Origin of the sequence: Rhizobium sp. PvP014, assembly GCF_017876855.1 — a bacterium.
Classification (GTDB): domain Bacteria; phylum Pseudomonadota; class Alphaproteobacteria; order Rhizobiales; family Rhizobiaceae; genus Neorhizobium; species Neorhizobium soli.
On sequence record NZ_JAGIOT010000002.1, the window covers coordinates 1072105 to 1089150 of the forward strand.

Sequence of the window (17046 nt, forward strand, 5' to 3'; positions counted from 1 at the left end):
TGCCGGTTCAAATTCCGGCAATTCTGTCATGTCTCCGGGAGGCTTTGTTCCTCCCGTATGTAGGCGCCAAAAGGCGGTTTTCACACCTTTAGGCAAGTAGAAAGTTGCGCTCGCACAAATTAGAGCGCTGTCACGCCGCAACGCCTTGTGCCTTGCGACGGGATGCGATTTTGGCAAAAGCCGCAACCGCACGCGTAATGTCTTCGTCTGTCGTGTCGGGACCGAGCGAGATGCGCAGCGCACCAAGCTGTGGATCCCGGCCCATCGCCGTCAGCACATGGCTCTCGCCGACCTTGCCCGAAGAGCAGGCCGAACCGGCAGAAAGCGCGATGCCTTCGATATCGAAAGCGATCTGACCCGTTTCCGCCTTCAGCCCCGGCAGCGTGAAGAAGCAGGTATTGCCAACGCGGGGAACGTCCGCGCCATGGATCATCACATCGGCAGCAGCCTTGCGCATCTCGCCCTCAAGCCGATCCCGCAAAGCGCCGATACCGGCATTGCGATCATCGAGGTCTTCGCTCATCGCCGCAGCCGCCGCGCCGAAGCCGACGATCGCGTGAAAATTCTCGGTCCCCGAACGGTGACCCTTCTCCTGCCCGCCACCCCGGATCAGCGGCTTCGGCATCAGAACTTCGCCGCGCGAAATCAGGGCGCCGACGCCCTTCGGTCCGCCGATCTTGTGCGACGAGATCACCATGAAGTCGGCATCAAGCCTGGTGATATCGACCGGGATACGACCGACGGCCTGCACCGCATCGACGACCAGAAGCCCGCGATGCCTGTGGACGATCTCCGCAGCCTCCGCCACCGGCTGGATCACGCCGGTCTCGTTATTGACCAGCATCAGCCCAACCATCGGAAGGCCAAGAGAATGGTCATGCGCCGCCATCAGGGTTTCCAAAGCCGAAAGATCCGCGATGCCTGTGGGCGTCACCGGTATCTCGATCACCTGGACAGGATCAAACCTGCCACCTTCCCGGATCGCGGGATGCTCGATCGCCGAAACGTAGAGAGCGCCGATCGCGAGGGGCGAACGGCCCATCCGGTAGTCAGGGGTCAGAACGTGGTTCGAGGCCTCCGTCGCACCGCTGGTAAAGGTCACAAGCGCTGGATCTGCACCGACCAAGGCCGCAACCTGGCGCCGCGCCTTGTCGACGGCCGCGCGCGACAACCGGCCCTCACCATGCACCGACGATGCGTTGCCGGGAAGCTGAAGGGCCTCCAGCATCGCGGCACGCGCCGGCGCGCTCAAAGGCGCGGTCGCGTTCCAGTCGAGATAGGTGCGGTTCAACGCCATTGCCTGATCAGATTCCGTCCCTAATTACCGTTGGGTCTCATCTAGGGTTGCCGCAGGCCGCATTTTTCTTGAAATTCCGGCCACGCTTGCCTTAAGAGACATCGCATCGGGCGCTGCCAAGGCGGCCCCAATTTCGAATGGTTCTAAACTGGGTTTTAGAAAAGCTGAGCGGCTTCGTCAAGTCAAACTCGACGGATGAACCGTGGATAGCAACCCAGTCTGGCATCAGATCACGTTTGACCGACCGGAGTACCGATGCCCGAAGTGATTTTCAACGGCCCTGCAGGCCGCCTGGAGGGCCGCTATCAGCCTTCCAAGGAAAAGAGCGCGCCGATCGCCATCATCCTGCATCCGCACCCGCAGTTCGGCGGCACGATGAACAACCAGATCGTATACCAGCTCTTCTATATGTTCCAGAAGCGCGGTTTCACGACGCTCCGCTTCAACTTCCGTTCGATCGGACGCAGCCAGGGCGAGTTCGACCACGGCGCCGGTGAATTGTCCGACGCAGCCTCGGCACTCGACTGGGTCCAGAGCCTGCATCCGGATTCCAAGAGCTGTTGGGTCGGCGGATATTCCTTCGGCGCCTGGATCGGCATGCAGCTTCTGATGCGCCGCCCGGAAATCGAAGGCTTCATCTCCGTTGCGCCGCAGCCGAACATCTACGACTTCTCGTTCCTGGCGCCCTGCCCCTCCTCCGGCCTCATCATCAACGGCGATGCAGACAGGGTTGCGCCTGAAAAGGACGTCAACGGCCTCGTCGAGAAGCTGAAGACCCAGAAGGGTATCCTCATCACGCACAAGATCATCGAGGGCGCCAACCACTTCTTCAACGGTCAGACCGAAACGCTGATGGGCGAATGCGAGGATTACCTCGATCGCCGCCTCAATGGCGAACTCGTCCCCGAGCCGGCTGCCAAGCGCATCCGCTAATTCTACTGTGCATCGAAGAAACAAAAATGGCCGCGTTTGCGGCCATTTTCGTATCTTCAGTTGACCGGTCGCACATGTGCCGCACGCGGACGCCCATCGTCTGACGTCGCTTCATGAACCCGGTTACGGCCGGCCCGCTTCGCGGCATAGAGCGCCACATCCGCCTGCCGGAACATTTCGTCGAGCGCGTCGGGGCTGGTGAGATTGGCGACGCCGAAACTCGCCGTGATCCTTGAGGTGGGTGGCAGACCCGCCACCGACATCGCCATCGTGCCGCCCCTCAGAGCCTGAGCCACCATCAGCGCAACGTCCATCGGCGTGTTGGGAAGGAACACGGAGAACTCTTCGCCGCCCATCCGGCCGACGATTGCTTCTTTTGGCGCGCACGAGGAAAGCAAGGTCCCGAAACTCTGGATCACCATATCCCCGGCATGATGCCCATAGGTGTCATTGATGGTCTTGAACCTGTCAAGATCGCATAAAACCACCGCATGCGGTCCTTTTGGAAACGTCGCGATCGCGGATCTCACCCGGCGCTCGAAGCCGCGCCGGTTTGCAAGACCCGACAGAGCGTCGCTTTCCGACACGCTGCGTTCATCGGCCATGATTTCGAGCACCAGCACCGACAGCAGGGTCAGGCCGACCGCGACCATCAGAACAGCCGTCAGGCTCTGGGAGATCAGCGCATAGTCGGTGCGGATATAATCTGTCGCGACGGACCCGGCACCAACGGCGATCGCAAGTGCGGCCTTCGCAATGAAATGAACCCCTGTGACCGCAAGAAGCGCGCACACGACCTTGTCGATCAGCAGTTGCCGGTTCGAGCGCAACAAAGCCTGCAGAACCACGCCGGCGCTTGCGAGGATAACCAGGGCAAACGGAGTCTGGTAGGAAAATGCGTGAAGCGGCGTGCCGGGCCGCAGATCATAGACGAAGACGTTTCCGAACGAGCTGACGGCGAACATCAATCCGGCAAGTCGACGGTTGATGCGAACGTCATAGAGACTGCCAATGCCGAACAGCAGGAAAATCATGCCACCGAGAACGGTTGCAAAAGCTCCGATCGCCCAGGGACGCGGAAAGGGCAGATAGGCGACGGCAATCTCGCAAACAGCGGCCAGTGAAGCGACGCCGAACCCGGCCCCGAACCAAAGCGCGGCAACGCGCGACCGACTGCGGGTGGAAACAACCGCAAACACGATACAGAAACATATCGCGACGACAAAATTCACCCCCAGGAAAAAAACTGCCCCGTTCATCAACCCAACAATGCATTTAGAAAATAAGGAATGCCGCAGTCCTGCCTTCACCTTAGTGGCTTGGCAGAAAACAAAAGATTAATGAACCATGACGGCGAGTCACAGATAAGTGCAAGCGCATTTCGCTGCATTTTTGGAGTGATAAACCACCAAAACAGTGCTAGACGCCGGCTCTCAAGACAAAAAACGCATCCACAGAGAAGTAAGATGTCCAGGTTCAAGTCCGATTTCCTCCACACGCTCAATGAGCGTGGCTTCATTCACCAGATTTCCGACGAATCGGGTCTCGACGAACTGTTCGCCAAGGAAACCGTGACGGCCTATATCGGCTTTGACCCGACGGCACCAAGCCTTCATGCGGGCGGCCTCATCCAGATCATGATGCTGCACTGGATGCAGCAGACCGGCCACCGGCCGATCTCCCTGATGGGCGGCGGCACCGGCATGGTCGGCGATCCATCCTTCAAGGATGACGCGCGCCAGTTGATGACGATCGACACGATCGAAAGCAATATAGCTTCCATCAAGCGCGTCTTTTCCAACTACCTGAGCTACGGCGAAGGTCAGAAGGATGCGCTGATGATCAATAACGGCGACTGGCTGCGCGATCTCAACTACCTCGAATTCCTGCGCGATGTTGGCCGTCATTTCTCGGTCAACCGCATGCTGTCCTTCGACAGCGTCAAGACGCGCCTCGACCGCGAGCAGTCGTTGTCCTTCCTCGAATTCAACTACATGATCCTTCAGGCCTATGATTTCGTGGAGCTCAACCAGCGCTACGGTTGCCGCCTGCAGATGGGCGGCTCCGACCAGTGGGGCAATATCGTCAACGGGATCGACCTTGGTCACCGCATGGGGACACCGCAGCTCTACGCTCTCACCTCGCCGCTTCTGACGACATCGTCGGGTGCCAAGATGGGCAAGTCCATGAACGGCGCGGTCTGGCTCAACCCGGACATGCTGTCGGCCTATGACTTCTGGCAGTACTGGCGCAACACCGAGGACGCGGACGTCTCGCGCTTCCTGAAGCTCTACACCACGCTGCCCATGGACGAGATTGCCCGCCTCTCAGCACTTGCCGGTTCGGAAATCAACGAGGTCAAGAAAATCCTCGCGACGGAAGTCACCGCCATGCTGCACGGCCGCGACAATGCCGAACAAGCGGCTGAAACCGCCCGCAAGACGTTCGAGGAAGGTGCGCTCGCCGACAACCTGCCGTCGATCGACGTCGCATCGTCGGAACTGGAGGCTGGTCTTGGCCTCCTGGCACTGATCGTCAAGGCAGGCCTTGCAGCCTCCAACGGCGAAGCTCGCAGGCATATTCAGGGTGGCGCCGTGCGCATCAACGATACGGCGGTCTCGGACGAACGCGCCGTCATCGGCACCGGCGACGTTACGGCCGACGGCGTGATCAAGCTGTCTCTCGGCAAGAAGAAGCATATCCTCGTCCGCCCGGCCTGAGTGCCAGCGGTCTGCAGAACAATGAAAAGGCCTCGTTCGCAGGGCCTTTTTTTTATTGGAACTCGAAGATCTGTCGGAACACGCCGGGTGCGATGATCGACAGCGGATTGATCGTCAGTTTCGGCTTGTCGAAGACGCCTTCGAGCTTGAAGGTGATGCCGATCAGTCCACGGTCTCGTCCGTTGCCGAGGATGGCACCGATCAGCGGCTATTGACCTTCTTTGCAAGCTCGAACATTCTCACCATCATGAACACTGGCTCCGCAAACATCATCCGACGCCGACGCTGCATGACTGTGCAGCGTGGCGTGTTGATTCTGCGGTGGCGTGAGTTTCCGGAGGGATAGCCCTCCCCACCATCATGGGACTTCCCGGAACCTGCCCACCCCTATGTCGGCAGGTTTTTTGTTGTCTGAACCCTCAAATCAGGGAGCAAGCATGACCTCGACGCCAGCCCTTATGCCCATCAAGTTTCGCAGCGCAACCCAAGAAGATTGTGCCCATCTCGTTCTTTTCGCGGACATGGCAACACGCCGACTGACCTCATTCCTGTGGGGGAACATGGCTTCTCCCGGAGAATCGGCGTGCGAGATCGGCCGGAACGTTATCCGCAATGACGAGGGTCATTTTACCCACTTCACGAATTGGCGTATCGCCGAACATAAAGGCCAGAGCGTTGGTGCTTTAAACGGGTATATAATTCCAGACATATCCGGTCCAGCTCCTAACATGGAGGTCGTAAAACCGCTCAACGAGTTGAAAGCACTGGCTGCCGGGACGTGGTATATCTCTGCCGCTGCGATCTACCAAGAATTCCAGGGTAAGGGGTTCGGGAAGGCACTGCTGGTAGAAGCGGAGCGCGTGGCCCGATCTGCAGGAAGCGACCGTCTGACGCTCATGGTTGGCAGCTTCAACGCGAAAGCATATGGCCTATATCAGGCAAGTGGCTTTACCGAATGGAGCAGACGGCCATTTTTCCCGTTTCCTGGTTCAGATGAACCGGGAGAATGGATTCTGATGGGCAAGCATTTACCGCAGAAATCCTAAGTGAAGCGAGAAATTCGAAACCGCCTTTTATTCAGGGTGATATCTATCCCAAAACTCACTCACAAAAGTCGGAGTTTTGCGAACGTTCCTTCCGAAAGAAAGTATTATACATTTAAGTTGGGGCCTCGTTCGCGGGGCCTTTTTTTTATTGGAACTCGAAGATCTGTCGGAACACACCGGGCGCGATGATCGACAGCGGATTGATCGTCAGCTTGGGCTTGTCGAACACACCTTCGAGCTTGAACGTGATGCCGATCAGTCCGCGGTCTCGTCCGTTGCCGAGGATGGCACCGATCAGCGGAAGCTCGCCGAAAAGCCGGTTGATTCCATAGGCCGGCATGAAGGTGCCGGTCATGTCCATGCTGCCGCGGGCGTCGCGCAGCATGCCCTGGAATGTCGCGCCAATCTGCTCGCCACGTACGATGCCGTTGGCAACAGAGAGCGCTCCGTTCCGGTAAACGAGCGAGGCAAAACCGCGCTGGAAGCGCGCGGCGTTGAGGTCGATTTCCTTCTTGACCGCCTTGCTGAGGCTTTCCCCATCCCGGCCCACAGGGGTCGACACCAGCGATTGCAGGCGCTGCTCGTCCACCAAAGCGAAGCTTCGGATGTCGACATTGCCGGCCCAGTCGGACCCTTGCGATCGCAGCCGCAAATTGAGAAGACCGCCCCGCATGTTGTTGTAGATATTGGCAAACCGCACGACGGCGCCGGCATCGCCGCTGGTCATCGAGATCGTGTTGCCCTTCGTTATGTCGCTGACAACCGCCTGCCCGCTTTCCGTTACGGCGGAAAGGTCGGCCGAGGCAATGTCGCCATCGCGTATCGCAAACAACAGATTGACGTTCGACAGGGCCTCGTCGTTGAAGCCGACCATGCGATCGAGCTTGGCACGGATCGTCGCGCCACCGCTGCTTTTGGCAGAGGAACCCGACCCACTTGCACTAGGCGTAGCCGAGCGAAGTTTGGTGATGATAGGCCTTATATCGGCAGAGGATCCGCCGATCGACACATCGAAGACACCCTTCGACTGCTTCACCGCAACGCTGAAATTATCGGACGGCGACAGGCGGGCGCTCGAAAACTCCGCCGACGAGAGGCTACCATTGGTGAGGACGATATTGCCCTGCGCGCCAAACCCGTCGCCCACCAGTTCGAAGTTCTTGAGCTCTGTCCGCTGGAGTCCCTCCCCGGCAATCTCGAACTGCGCCTTGGCACCGACGCCGTTGCCCTTCGTCCAGCCGATGCCCGGGATCGAGAGCGCAGAGCGCGTCAGATCGAGGCTGACGCCTTGCCTGGTATCATCGAGCCTGGTCAGTTCCACGCTGATCGTGCCCTGGACGATCTCCGAGAGACCGGGCACCAGTTTGTCCCTCTGGCTGTCGCTGAGAACTGCCTTGATGACCTGTTCACGCTTGACAGTCGACGCGCTGTCGATCGGCTGCACGAGGGTGACGTCTGCCGGCACCTCGTCGATCGCAGCCTTCGCGCTCAGTCTGGCGGCCTGCGGATCGATATCGAGCGTGCCGTCGATATTGGAAATCTTGCGACCGGACACCGGCGTCGCCAGCGCAACGTCGCGCAGATCCGCATGCGCATTCCAGACCGGCTTCGGCGGGTTCTGGTCATTGACCAGACCAAACTGCGCCTTCACATCCACCTTGGCAGTGCCGGAAAAATCCGATGGCTTGAACTCTGTGTTTTTTAGACCGTTGATGGGCTTGAAACTCGTGAGTTCCGCGATGGCATCCGCCGGCCCGCTCAGTTTCAGCGCGATATCGGCCATCAGCGGCTTCGCGTAGGTCGATGGGATCGAGAAACGCACTCCCTCAACCTTGACCGCGCGCCCCGACGGAAAAAACGAACCCGCTTGCGTGATGTCGACCTGCATCGCTTCACCCTTCAGGTCGAAACGGCCGTAGATGTCGCGAAGCGGCGGGATGTCGGCGGGCAGGTTGACGCGCCCGTCGGCAAGGTCGAAACTGATCTGCAGTTCGTTGCGGTTGAGATCGAGCGGAACGCCCGGTCCCTTCATCCGTCCTGCCGGAATGAAGACGGCGATGGAGCCGTTGCTCAGCGTTCCCCCGAACATGTTTCCCATCACCCAGTCGCGTGCCTTGCGGGCCATCCAGAACGGCCAGAGCTGCTTGATTGCAGTCACCTGCATCTGTGGCAACTGACCGCCGAAGCTGATTTCCGGAGACTGCGTGCCGAAGCGCACTTTCAGTGCAGCGGCCATCCGCCCAAGCGGACTGGACATCGCCATCTCGTCGAACTGCAACTCGCGATCGGCCGAGAGATAGCGTCCTACGGCTTTCAGATCGAACTGTGCCGGTTCTTCGGCGTTCGACGCGCCGGCTGCTGTTCCGCCGCTGACGAGGAGATCGAGGCCGAACCCCGGCCGGTGGTCTGCCGGATCGACCCTGTTGAGATCGACGACCGCGCCGGTGAACGGAAGGACAGTCGGGCCAAAACGCGCTTCCGATCTCTGGATTTCGATCGCGTCCTTGGTGAAATCATAGGCAACGTCGATATCCGCGCCGCTGAAGGGCTGCTCGATACTGTCGAAATAGAACCGTCCTGGCGACTGTTTGAGCTTTGCGGTGATGACCGGAACAGTGGTCTCGCGCGAACGGGTTGCAGCAAGTTCAAGATCGACGGCACTGTCCAGCCCTTCGCGCGGCATCCCGGCTGCATCCCGATGCAACAGGAAGGACGTCACGTCCAGCCCCATGAGCTTTGCGGAAAGTCCGGTCGTCACGCCTTCGATAGTCTGGGATCCTGCCACCAGCGTTGCCTGGCGGTCGTTAAGGCTGACGATCCCCCTGATATCGATCTCGCCCTCCAGGTTGCGCTGCATATTGAGCTCGTTGACGACGAACATCAGCGGCTTCTGGCCAGGGGCAGACGGAAGCACGATTTCGATGCCGGCAATCCGGACGAATGCGGTGCCGGTACGCTCGATCAGGCCGCGCACTTCATCAAGGCGCTGGAACGCCTGCTCGAGCAGCTTCGGCATCGCATCGACGCGAACCTGCGACAGCGCCATAGGATCGCCTGCCGGCAACTGCGCCGTCTCCAGCCGAATGCCTTGCGCGGAAATGTTGTTGATGGAAACGCGACCACCGAGAAGCTTCATCGGATCGATCGCCATCCGCAGCGCTTCGGCACGGCTCAGCCGCTGACCGCTCGCTTGCTCGACGATATCCACGTCGCGCGCCTCGATCGCGATCCGCATCACCGAATCAAACCGGATCGCCGTCGAACCGACCGAAGCGACATAACGGGGCCCGATCGCGTTGTTGAGGGCCGACTGGGCCCGCGCCGTCAGCGCGCCGTCGACGACGCCGCTCTCGATGGCGACAATCGCAGTTCCGGCAGCAGCCAGAATCAGCATCGTAAACAGCAAAAAGGTCTTGCCCACGCGGCGCATGCGCGATCGGCGCGGTGGGCAGTGTACGATAATGGGATCTTCCGCCTGTGCAGAGGGAAGTTCGTGCAGCGGAACCATATCCTTGCGGTTGAAGCTGACCTTTTCGCCGCGAATTTCCGCCATCAGGCTGACATTACCTTCTCAAGACCCGCTGCAGCCTGACTAGACGCAACGGGCACCAATAGACTACCGATGGGCCGACAATTGCTCAAGATCCCGGCGAAAGAAAGGAAATTCATGTCTGAATTGGCCATTGGCGACATCGCCCCACAGTTCGATATTCCCCGCGACGGCGGCAGCACAGTGTCGCTGCAGACGTTCGCCGGCAAGCCGGTCGTTCTCTACTTCTATCCAAAGGACGATACCAGCGGCTGCACCACCGAAGCGCTGGCGTTCACCTCCCTCCTCCCTGAGTTCGAAAAAGCCGGCGCCGCCGTCATCGGCGTGTCCCCGGACACGGTGAAGAAGCATGACAAGTTCGTCGAGAAACATGCGCTCGCAGTGATCCTCGGATCGGACGAGGATACCGCCGTCGCAAATCTCTACGGCGTCTGGAAGGAAAAGAGCATGTACGGGCGCAAGTACATGGGAATCGACCGCACCACGTTCCTGATCGATGCCCATGGCCGGATCGCAAATGTCTGGCCGAAGGTAAAGGTTGCCGGTCACGCCGAAGAGGTGCTGAAAGCCGTACAGGCAATGTAAGCCAGACACCTCCCTGTCGCATGTTGATGCGACAGGGAGGTGTCACGCCTCCTGCTCTGCGGCACGAAAAACAACGGTTTGTTAACTATAAAGCGGTCTAGTGCGGAGGAAGGATCACCGCGCACGACTCGTCTCATGCGCATCTTCAGGAGCAGAAGGTGGCAAACGGAACTCAAAGCCGCGTTTTTGGAAATCGTGCTCCCGAGCACGTTCTCATTCTCGCAAGCGGCGAAAAGATCCGCCACATGACGATCCGCCCCTGGATGGCGGCAGTCTCCGTCTGCGTCGTCGGCGCGTTGGCGATCGGATATCTCGGCGCCACCAGCTATCTCGTGATCCGCGACGATCTGATCGGCGCAACGATGGCGCGCCAGGCGCGCATGCAGCATGATTACGAAGACCGGATCTCTGCCCTGCGCGCCCAGCTCGACCGCATCACATCCCGCCAGTTGCTCGATCAGCAGGTCGTGGAGCAAAAGGTCGAGAAACTGCTTGAACAGCAAAACGCCCTCTTTTCGCGGCACGGCAAGCTTGGTTCGCTTCTAGACCGCGCGGAAGAATCGGGCATCGTCCCGTCCGCCGGCACCTCGTCGTCACCAGCTTCAGCCTATCAGGCAGAAGGCAAGGACAAGCAGGCATCCGTCAGTCATGGACTGGACGCGATCGAAGGCCTGTTGTCGAACCATTCCGCTCCGGCGGATCTCGGCGTCGCCAACCCATTGGCCTACACCCCGCTTCGCGAAAATCTCGCGGATCGAGCCGACCGCATCTTTTCCAAGGTGACTCTGTCCTTGAAGGACATCGAGAAGCGCCAGATCGTCAAGATCGCCGATCTCACCACTGGCGCATCGCAGACGGCAGACGCCATCACGTCCATCCTCCGGCGTACGGGCGTGCAGGTCGCGGCCGCTCCTCCGACCGAACCGGACCCGGGTATTGGTGGCCCCTACGTCCAGCCTCAGCTGTTCTCGGACACGTTCCACACATCGCTCGATGATCTCGATTCCGCGCTTAACCGGCTCGAAAGCGTCCGCGACGTGGCGCGCGAGCTGCCGTTCGGAAACCCGGCCCCCGGCCGTTCCGTCACCAGCCGGTTTGGTAACCGGATGGACCCGTTTGTCGGACGCCTCGCGCTGCATGCAGGCATCGATTTTCAAGCCGAGACCGGTGACGACGTGAAGAGTACGGGCGCCGGCAAAGTCGTTGTCGCCGGTCCCTCAGCAGGCTATGGCAATCTGGTCGAGATCGATCATGGCCAAGGCATCACCACGCGCTATGGCCACATGTCGCGCATCCTTGTCAGAGCCGGAGAAACCGTGGCTCCCGGCGAGGTGATCGGACGTGCAGGCTCCACCGGACGGTCCACGGGACCGCATGTTCATTACGAAGTGCGACGCGACGGTTCGCCGGTCGACCCCGTGCATTTCCTGAACGCCGGTATGAAGCTCGACAATTATCTCAATTAGGCCGCAAAGATGCGCGAGAGGACCGGAATGGGTCATGCGTTGCGAAACTGAGCGCGTTCGACAACACATTGGCAGCCTTGCCGCCTCTATTCACCACATCCGGCAGCAATATTCCGGGATTTCTTGACTTTCCGGCATTTTGGTCCTATGTCGCGGGCCAGTTGTCGTACGCCAGTTACCGTCGGCACCGGATCACTTCCCCGAATTGCAACGGAAACAGATTTCCCTTTGACCACATTCGCTGATCTTGGCCTTAGCCAGAAAGTACTCTCTGCAGTCACCGACTCGGGCTACACAATCCCGACACCGATCCAGGCTGGTGCCATCCCCTTTGCCCTGCAGCGCCGCGATATCTGCGGCATCGCGCAGACGGGAACAGGCAAGACGGCATCCTTCGTGCTGCCGATGCTGACACTTCTGGAAAAAGGCCGTGCCCGCGCCCGCATGCCGCGGACGCTGATCCTCGAGCCGACCCGCGAACTCGCGGCACAGGTCGCCGAGAACTTCGAAAAATACGGCAAGAATCACAAGCTGAACGTCGCTCTTCTGATCGGCGGCGTGTCGTTCGACGAACAGGATCGCAAGCTTGAGCGCGGCGCCGACGTGCTGATCTGCACGCCAGGCCGCCTGCTCGACCACTGCGAGCGCGGCAAGTTGCTGATGACAGGCGTCGAGATCCTCGTGATCGACGAAGCCGACCGCATGCTGGACATGGGCTTCATCCCGGATATCGAAAAGATCGCCAAGATGATCCCGTTCACGCGTCAGACGCTGTTTTTCTCGGCCACCATGCCGCCGGAAATCCAGAAGCTGGCCGACCGCTTCCTGCAGAACCCGGAACGCATCGAAGTGGCAAAGCCTTCTTCGACAGCAACGACGGTGACGCAGCGCTTGGTCGCCGCTCACAACAAGGATTACGAGAAGCGCGCAACCCTTCGCGACCTGATCCGCGCGCAGGACGACCTGAAGAACGCGATCATCTTCTGCAACCGCAAGAAGGATGTCGCCGACCTGTTCCGCTCGCTCGAGCGCCACGGCTTCTCGGTCGGCGCGCTCCATGGCGACATGGATCAGCGCTCGCGTACCAACATGCTGGCAGGCTTCAAGGACAACCAGATCACGCTACTGGTCGCCTCCGACGTCGCAGCGCGCGGTCTCGATATTCCCGACGTCAGCCACGTCTTCAACTTCGACGTTCCAATCCATGCGGAAGACTATGTCCACCGCATCGGCCGTACCGGCCGTGCAGGACGGTCCGGTCGTGCATTCACGCTTGTGACAAAATCCGATGCTAAGTATCTCGATGCCATCGAAAAGCTGATCACTCAAAAGATCGAATGGCTGAACGGTGACATCGCTGCCCTGCCGGCACCGATGGAAAGCAGCGACAAGGGTCAGGAACGCGGCCAGGGTCGCGATCGTGGCGGCAAGCGTGGCGAGCGCGACAAGGATCGCGGTCGCGGCAAGCGCGCCGAGCAGACCAGGAGCGTAGAAGCTCCGGTCAAGATTGCAGAACCGACGAGCCAGGATGATCGGAGCCAGACGGAAAATATGATTGAAGCCAGGGTAGAAGACGTAAAGCGCGAACGTAGCGCCGACAGGAAGCCGCAGAACAATGGCGCACAACGCGCTCCTCGCCCGGCCCCTGCTCCGAATCCTGCCAATGACGACAACCGCGAGCGTCGCCGTCACTACCGCGACCACGATGACGGCCCGACACCAGTCGGTTTCGGTGACGACATTCCGGCATTCATGCTGATCGTCGCCAACGCCAAGGTCTGAATTTGTCCTTGAGACCCGGCATAGACTTTCCCGGCGTCGGCGCCGGGTTGGTCATTTTGCGGGATGATGGGAGGGTTCTCCTCTGCCGTCGCCTGAAGGCGCCGGAAGCCGGTTACTGGAACATCGTCGGCGGCAAGGTCGATAAGATGGAGCCGTCCGCGGATGCGGCACGTCGTGAGGCCGAGGAAGAAACCGGCCTGTCGATCGGCAAAGTTGAGTTTCTCTGCACGACTGAACAGATCCTCCCGGAAGACGCACAACACTGGATCTCCATGATCTACGTCACACGCGATTTCTCCGGCGAGCCACGCTTGACCGAACCGGACAAGCTTTCGGATCTGGGATGGTTTGACCCTGCCGATCCGCCGCTGCCACTCTCGGTCTTCTCGATCCGCGCATTTGAACATCTTTTCAAAATCTGAACACACAACTTCCAGCCCGCGGCGGACGTTGATAAAACAGCAACGCAAAAAGCCGTCCCGGTTTCCCGGAACGGCTGCCCGTGATGAAATAGCGTTGTATTTTACGTCAGATGGAAACGCACCGACTGCTCGGTAAGCCTGCATCCCCCATTACGATGCCTATTTTAGCGCGAAACCTATTGCCTATTCAATACGCGAAATCTCGCAGCGCCAAAAATATAGGTTACTTGTCGATTTCACTCCGGATTGCGGCCTCGTAAGCCAGTCTTGTCCACTTTGACATGAGGTCGGGGTCCTCGAACGCGTCTTCCGGTACCGTCCAGTAAGGCATCATCACGGACTTGCCCTTCTTGCCTTCGTAGCTCCACTGCCTCGCGCCTGCAGAAGCGAACTCAGGCGCGCTTACGGCATCGGCTTTCAGCATCAGTTCGTCGCGCAGCTCGATCGCGACGATGAGGCCCTGATGGTAGATGCCCTTGCCGCCGAACATCCGACGGATGCTAACGGGGCCGAGACCTTCGAACATCTCTTCGATCGCAATATTATCCATCGTTACGTCCTCAGAACGCCACCTGCAGCAATGACGGCTTCGGGCGTATCCACATCAAGATGGGCTGCCGGACCGATATCGACATCGATCACCGGAAGACCGGAGGTTTCGATAATCGCCCTTGCGCCGACATCGCCCTGCAGGTTCCGTACAGCATCATAGGTGGCGCGCGGCAGAATAACCGGATTGCCGCGCTTGCCGTTGGAGACTGCGCGCACGATCGCCTCGCCACCGGCGTCCCCAAAGGCACCGAGCAAGGCATCGATATGGCTGACGGTCACGCCCGGCATATCTGCCAGCATGACGAGGACGCCATCTGCTGCCGCGACATCCGGCCGCGTGAATCCGGCAATCAGAGAGCTCGCCATCCCCGCTTCATGGGAGGGGTTGTCTTGGAGACGGACGTCGAGCGATGAAAGCTCGGCCGCAATATCCCGCTGCCGGTGACCGGTGACAACGACCACGGGTGTGGCCTTCGAGGCCAACAGCATCTCGGCGGAGCGGCGCACGAGCGGCACACCGTCAAACTCAGCAAGCAGCTTGTGAAGGCCACTTTCGCCCATGCGCCTGGCCTGACCGGCGGCCAACAGGACAGCCGCAACCGAAAGCGAGACATCGTCCTTGCTCTCGCTGCGGTCCCGCGGCGCAGGCCTTGTCAGGATCTCCATCAAAAGTCCTCCCACACCCAGTGCGGCAATATCGTCCGATGTCGGTCTTTCACCGGCAAGCAGCCGGTGGAGCATCCAGTCAAAACCGTTTTCCTTCGGAGACCGTGCACAACCGGGTGCTCCCAGCACCGTGACACCACCAATATGGCCGTAAACAAGAAGATTGCCGGGATCGACCGGCATGCCGACGCGGATCACCTCACCGCCAGCGGCTCGGATCGCAGCCGGAATGACGTCCTCTTTATCGGCAACGGCGGACGCACCAAACACGATCACCAGCGAAGGCTCGCGACAGTTCCCGAGATCAAGCGCCTGCAGTGCGGCGGTCAGCGCGTCATGCGTATGCGGAATACGGATCTCGCGCACCAGCGTGCTGCCCGAAAGTGCAAGCCGCTGCTCGATGAGCTTCGCCGTTCGGTCCATCACCGACGTCTTCAGCGTCGGAAGCTCCGTTGCAATCAACGTGACAGCATGAGCCTCGAACGGTTTGACCTCAAACGGTGTAGAAGCCCCAAGCAGCGCCACAGCCTTCCCGAGACAATCGCCATCGACAGCGAGCGGAATGATCTTGAACGTTGCGACCATGTCGCCTGCCTTGACCGATACGCGATCCTTGAGACAGGCAAGCGTGATCGACGGGTCCACGCCGTTGAGCGCGTTGACGACGTGCGTGTTGGCGACGAACAGACCGGCCGTTGCCGCATAAACGTTGACACGTCCCGTTGCTGGCTCCGAAAACGTGAGGTGATCAGGTGCGATTGCCGCAGCCAGCATTCCCGCCGCATTGTCTTCAAGAACGTCTCCCGCATCTAGCCGCACGCCTATGACGGAAGCGATACCCTCTTCGCGAAGACGCTCGATGTCATCAGGCGCTAGCCGGTGACCCTTGTGCAGTCGTCCGCGCTGACCTTCAAACCGGATTGAATGGGCGAGCACGATGTTTTCGGCCTCACGCAACGGGAAGCTGGCGTATTTCATCCCCTAACCCTGCGTAAGGAGGTCGCGCCGGCGCAACGACCTGACGATGTCGGCAAGTGTGGCAAGCGCAATCTCGGCCGGGTTCGCAGCACCGATGTCGAGACCGATCGGCGCTGAAATCCGGGCAATCTCCGCCTCGGAATGTCCCATATCCTTCAGTCGATCAGCGCGCTTCGCATGAGTCTTGCGGCTACCGAGCGCGCCGACATAAAAACAGCCCGCCTTCAGCGCCTGTGACAAGGGAAAATCATCGATCTTCGGATCATGCGTCAGGGCCGCGACAGCCGTATAGCTATCGAACGGTCGCTCTCTCAGCACGTCTTCGGGCCACTCCGCGATGACATCGACATCACCAAACCGTTCTTCGGTGGCAAAGGCTGTCCGAGGATCGATGATCGTGAGGTCGTAGCCCGCCACCGGCGCCAGACGGGCGAGCGCCTGGCTGATATGAACAGCGCCAATCACAACGATCCTTGGCGGCGGCAGATAGACATTGATAAACAGAATGCGGTTGTCGATTTCGACGCTCGTGGCCTTGCCGCTGCGCATCGCGTCCGCGATGCCGGCACCAAGCGGACCCTCCGGAACCGTTTCCTCGGAAACAAGAGAAATTTCGCCCGACGCAAGGTCGGTTATTGTCGCCGAGGCCCGTCTTTCCTGACGGGCGCCGTTGAGACGCGCCAGATCATCGAACTTCATCGACCGAGTCTTTCCACATAGACGCGGATCTTGCCGCCGCAGGAAAGCCCGACCTGCCACGCCGTCTCATCGGCAACGCCGAATTCCAGCATCTTCGGCGTGCCTGACGAAATCACCTCGATCGCCTCGGTAATCACCGCACCCTCGACGCAGCCACCCGAAACGGAGCCGACGAAATTTCCCTCGCCATCGATCGCGAGATGGCTTCCGATCGGACGTGGTGCAGATCCCCAGGTCTCGACGACGGTTGCGATCGCCACGTCGCGGCCGCTTTCGGCCCAATTCTGGGCGGTGACGAGTGGATCAAGACTGGATGTGACGGTCATCGGTGCCTTTCAGACGGCAATTTT

At 59.8% G+C, this 17046-nt stretch carries 14 protein-coding genes; 7 read left to right on the forward strand and 7 right to left on the reverse strand.

Translation table 11 applies throughout. The annotated features are described in order from the left end of the window. Nucleotides 1–130: 130 nt before the first annotated feature. Nucleotides 131–1297, reverse strand: a complete 1167-nt coding sequence (locus J3A65_RS09855; protein WP_209900954.1) for a cysteine desulfurase family protein — start codon at nt 1295–1297, stop codon at nt 131–133. A gap of 255 nt (nt 1298–1552) precedes the next feature. Between J3A65_RS09855 and J3A65_RS09860 the strand changes: the two genes are divergently transcribed. Further along, nucleotides 1553–2230: an alpha/beta hydrolase gene (locus J3A65_RS09860; RefSeq protein WP_062456717.1), complete on the forward strand. Its 678-nt coding sequence runs from the start codon at nt 1553–1555 to the stop codon at nt 2228–2230. A gap of 56 nt (nt 2231–2286) precedes the next feature. Here the strand turns inward: J3A65_RS09860 and J3A65_RS09865 are convergent, their stop codons facing one another. Continuing rightward, the gene (locus tag J3A65_RS09865) at nt 2287–3429 is read right to left on the reverse strand and encodes a GGDEF domain-containing protein (protein ID WP_348635817.1); all 1143 of its coding nucleotides are present in this window, start codon (nt 3427–3429) and stop codon (nt 2287–2289) included. A 267-nt stretch (nt 3430–3696) separates the two neighbouring features. Between J3A65_RS09865 and tyrS the strand changes: the two genes are divergently transcribed. Both tyrS and J3A65_RS09875 read left to right on the forward strand, forming a co-directional pair. After that, a complete protein-coding gene (tyrS, locus tag J3A65_RS09870; protein ID WP_113110551.1) occupies nt 3697–4950 on the forward strand; it encodes a tyrosine--tRNA ligase in 1254 nt (417 codons plus the stop codon). Nucleotides 4951–5387: 437 nt separating this feature from the next. Further along, on the forward strand, nt 5388–5996 hold the full coding sequence (locus tag J3A65_RS09875) for a GNAT family N-acetyltransferase (RefSeq protein WP_209900958.1): 609 nt from the start codon (nt 5388–5390) through the stop codon (nt 5994–5996). Nucleotides 5997–6141: 145 nt separating this feature from the next. Here the strand turns inward: J3A65_RS09875 and J3A65_RS09880 are convergent, their stop codons facing one another. Continuing rightward, on the reverse strand, nt 6142–9549 hold the full coding sequence (locus J3A65_RS09880) for a DUF3971 domain-containing protein (protein ID WP_209900960.1): 3408 nt from the start codon (nt 9547–9549) through the stop codon (nt 6142–6144). 114 nt (nt 9550–9663) lie between these two features. Here J3A65_RS09880 and bcp point away from each other — a divergent pair, with 114 nt between their 5' ends. The 4 genes from bcp to J3A65_RS09900 all read left to right on the forward strand — a co-directional run bounded on the left by bcp (nt 9664) and on the right by J3A65_RS09900 (nt 13801). After that, nucleotides 9664–10131, forward strand: a complete 468-nt coding sequence (gene bcp / locus J3A65_RS09885) for a thioredoxin-dependent thiol peroxidase (protein ID WP_209900962.1) — start codon at nt 9664–9666, stop codon at nt 10129–10131. Nucleotides 10132–10289: 158 nt separating this feature from the next. Continuing rightward, nucleotides 10290–11597: a M23 family metallopeptidase gene (locus J3A65_RS09890; RefSeq protein ID WP_209900964.1), complete on the forward strand. Its 1308-nt coding sequence runs from the start codon at nt 10290–10292 to the stop codon at nt 11595–11597. Between the two features lie 228 nt (nt 11598–11825). Then, complete coding sequence (locus J3A65_RS09895; RefSeq protein WP_062456700.1) at nt 11826–13379, forward strand: DEAD/DEAH box helicase; 1554 nt, start codon at nt 11826–11828, stop codon at nt 13377–13379. Continuing rightward, complete coding sequence (locus tag J3A65_RS09900; RefSeq protein ID WP_209903427.1) at nt 13376–13801, forward strand: NUDIX domain-containing protein; 426 nt, start codon at nt 13376–13378, stop codon at nt 13799–13801. Before J3A65_RS09895 ends, J3A65_RS09900 begins: the two co-directional genes overlap by 4 nt. A 223-nt stretch (nt 13802–14024) precedes the next feature. Here J3A65_RS09900 and J3A65_RS09905 read toward each other — a convergent pair whose 3' ends face one another. From J3A65_RS09905 to J3A65_RS09920, 4 genes are read right to left on the reverse strand one after another with little or no spacing between them, the layout of a single operon-like run. Continuing rightward, on the reverse strand, nt 14025–14351 hold the full coding sequence (locus tag J3A65_RS09905) for a TfoX/Sxy family protein (RefSeq protein ID WP_174196616.1): 327 nt from the start codon (nt 14349–14351) through the stop codon (nt 14025–14027). A gap of 2 nt (nt 14352–14353) precedes the next feature. Then, entirely contained in the window at nt 14354–15997 is a 1644-nt protein-coding gene (locus J3A65_RS09910; RefSeq protein ID WP_209900966.1) for a molybdopterin-binding/glycosyltransferase family 2 protein, read from the reverse strand. Nucleotides 15998–16000: 3 nt separating this feature from the next. Continuing rightward, a complete protein-coding gene (locus J3A65_RS09915; protein WP_062456687.1) occupies nt 16001–16696 on the reverse strand; it encodes an XdhC family protein in 696 nt (231 codons plus the stop codon). Continuing rightward, entirely contained in the window at nt 16693–17022 is a 330-nt protein-coding gene (locus tag J3A65_RS09920; protein ID WP_062456684.1) for an XdhC family protein, read from the reverse strand. The genes J3A65_RS09915 and J3A65_RS09920 overlap by 4 nt, the downstream gene beginning before the upstream one ends. Nucleotides 17023–17046 lie beyond the last annotated feature (24 nt).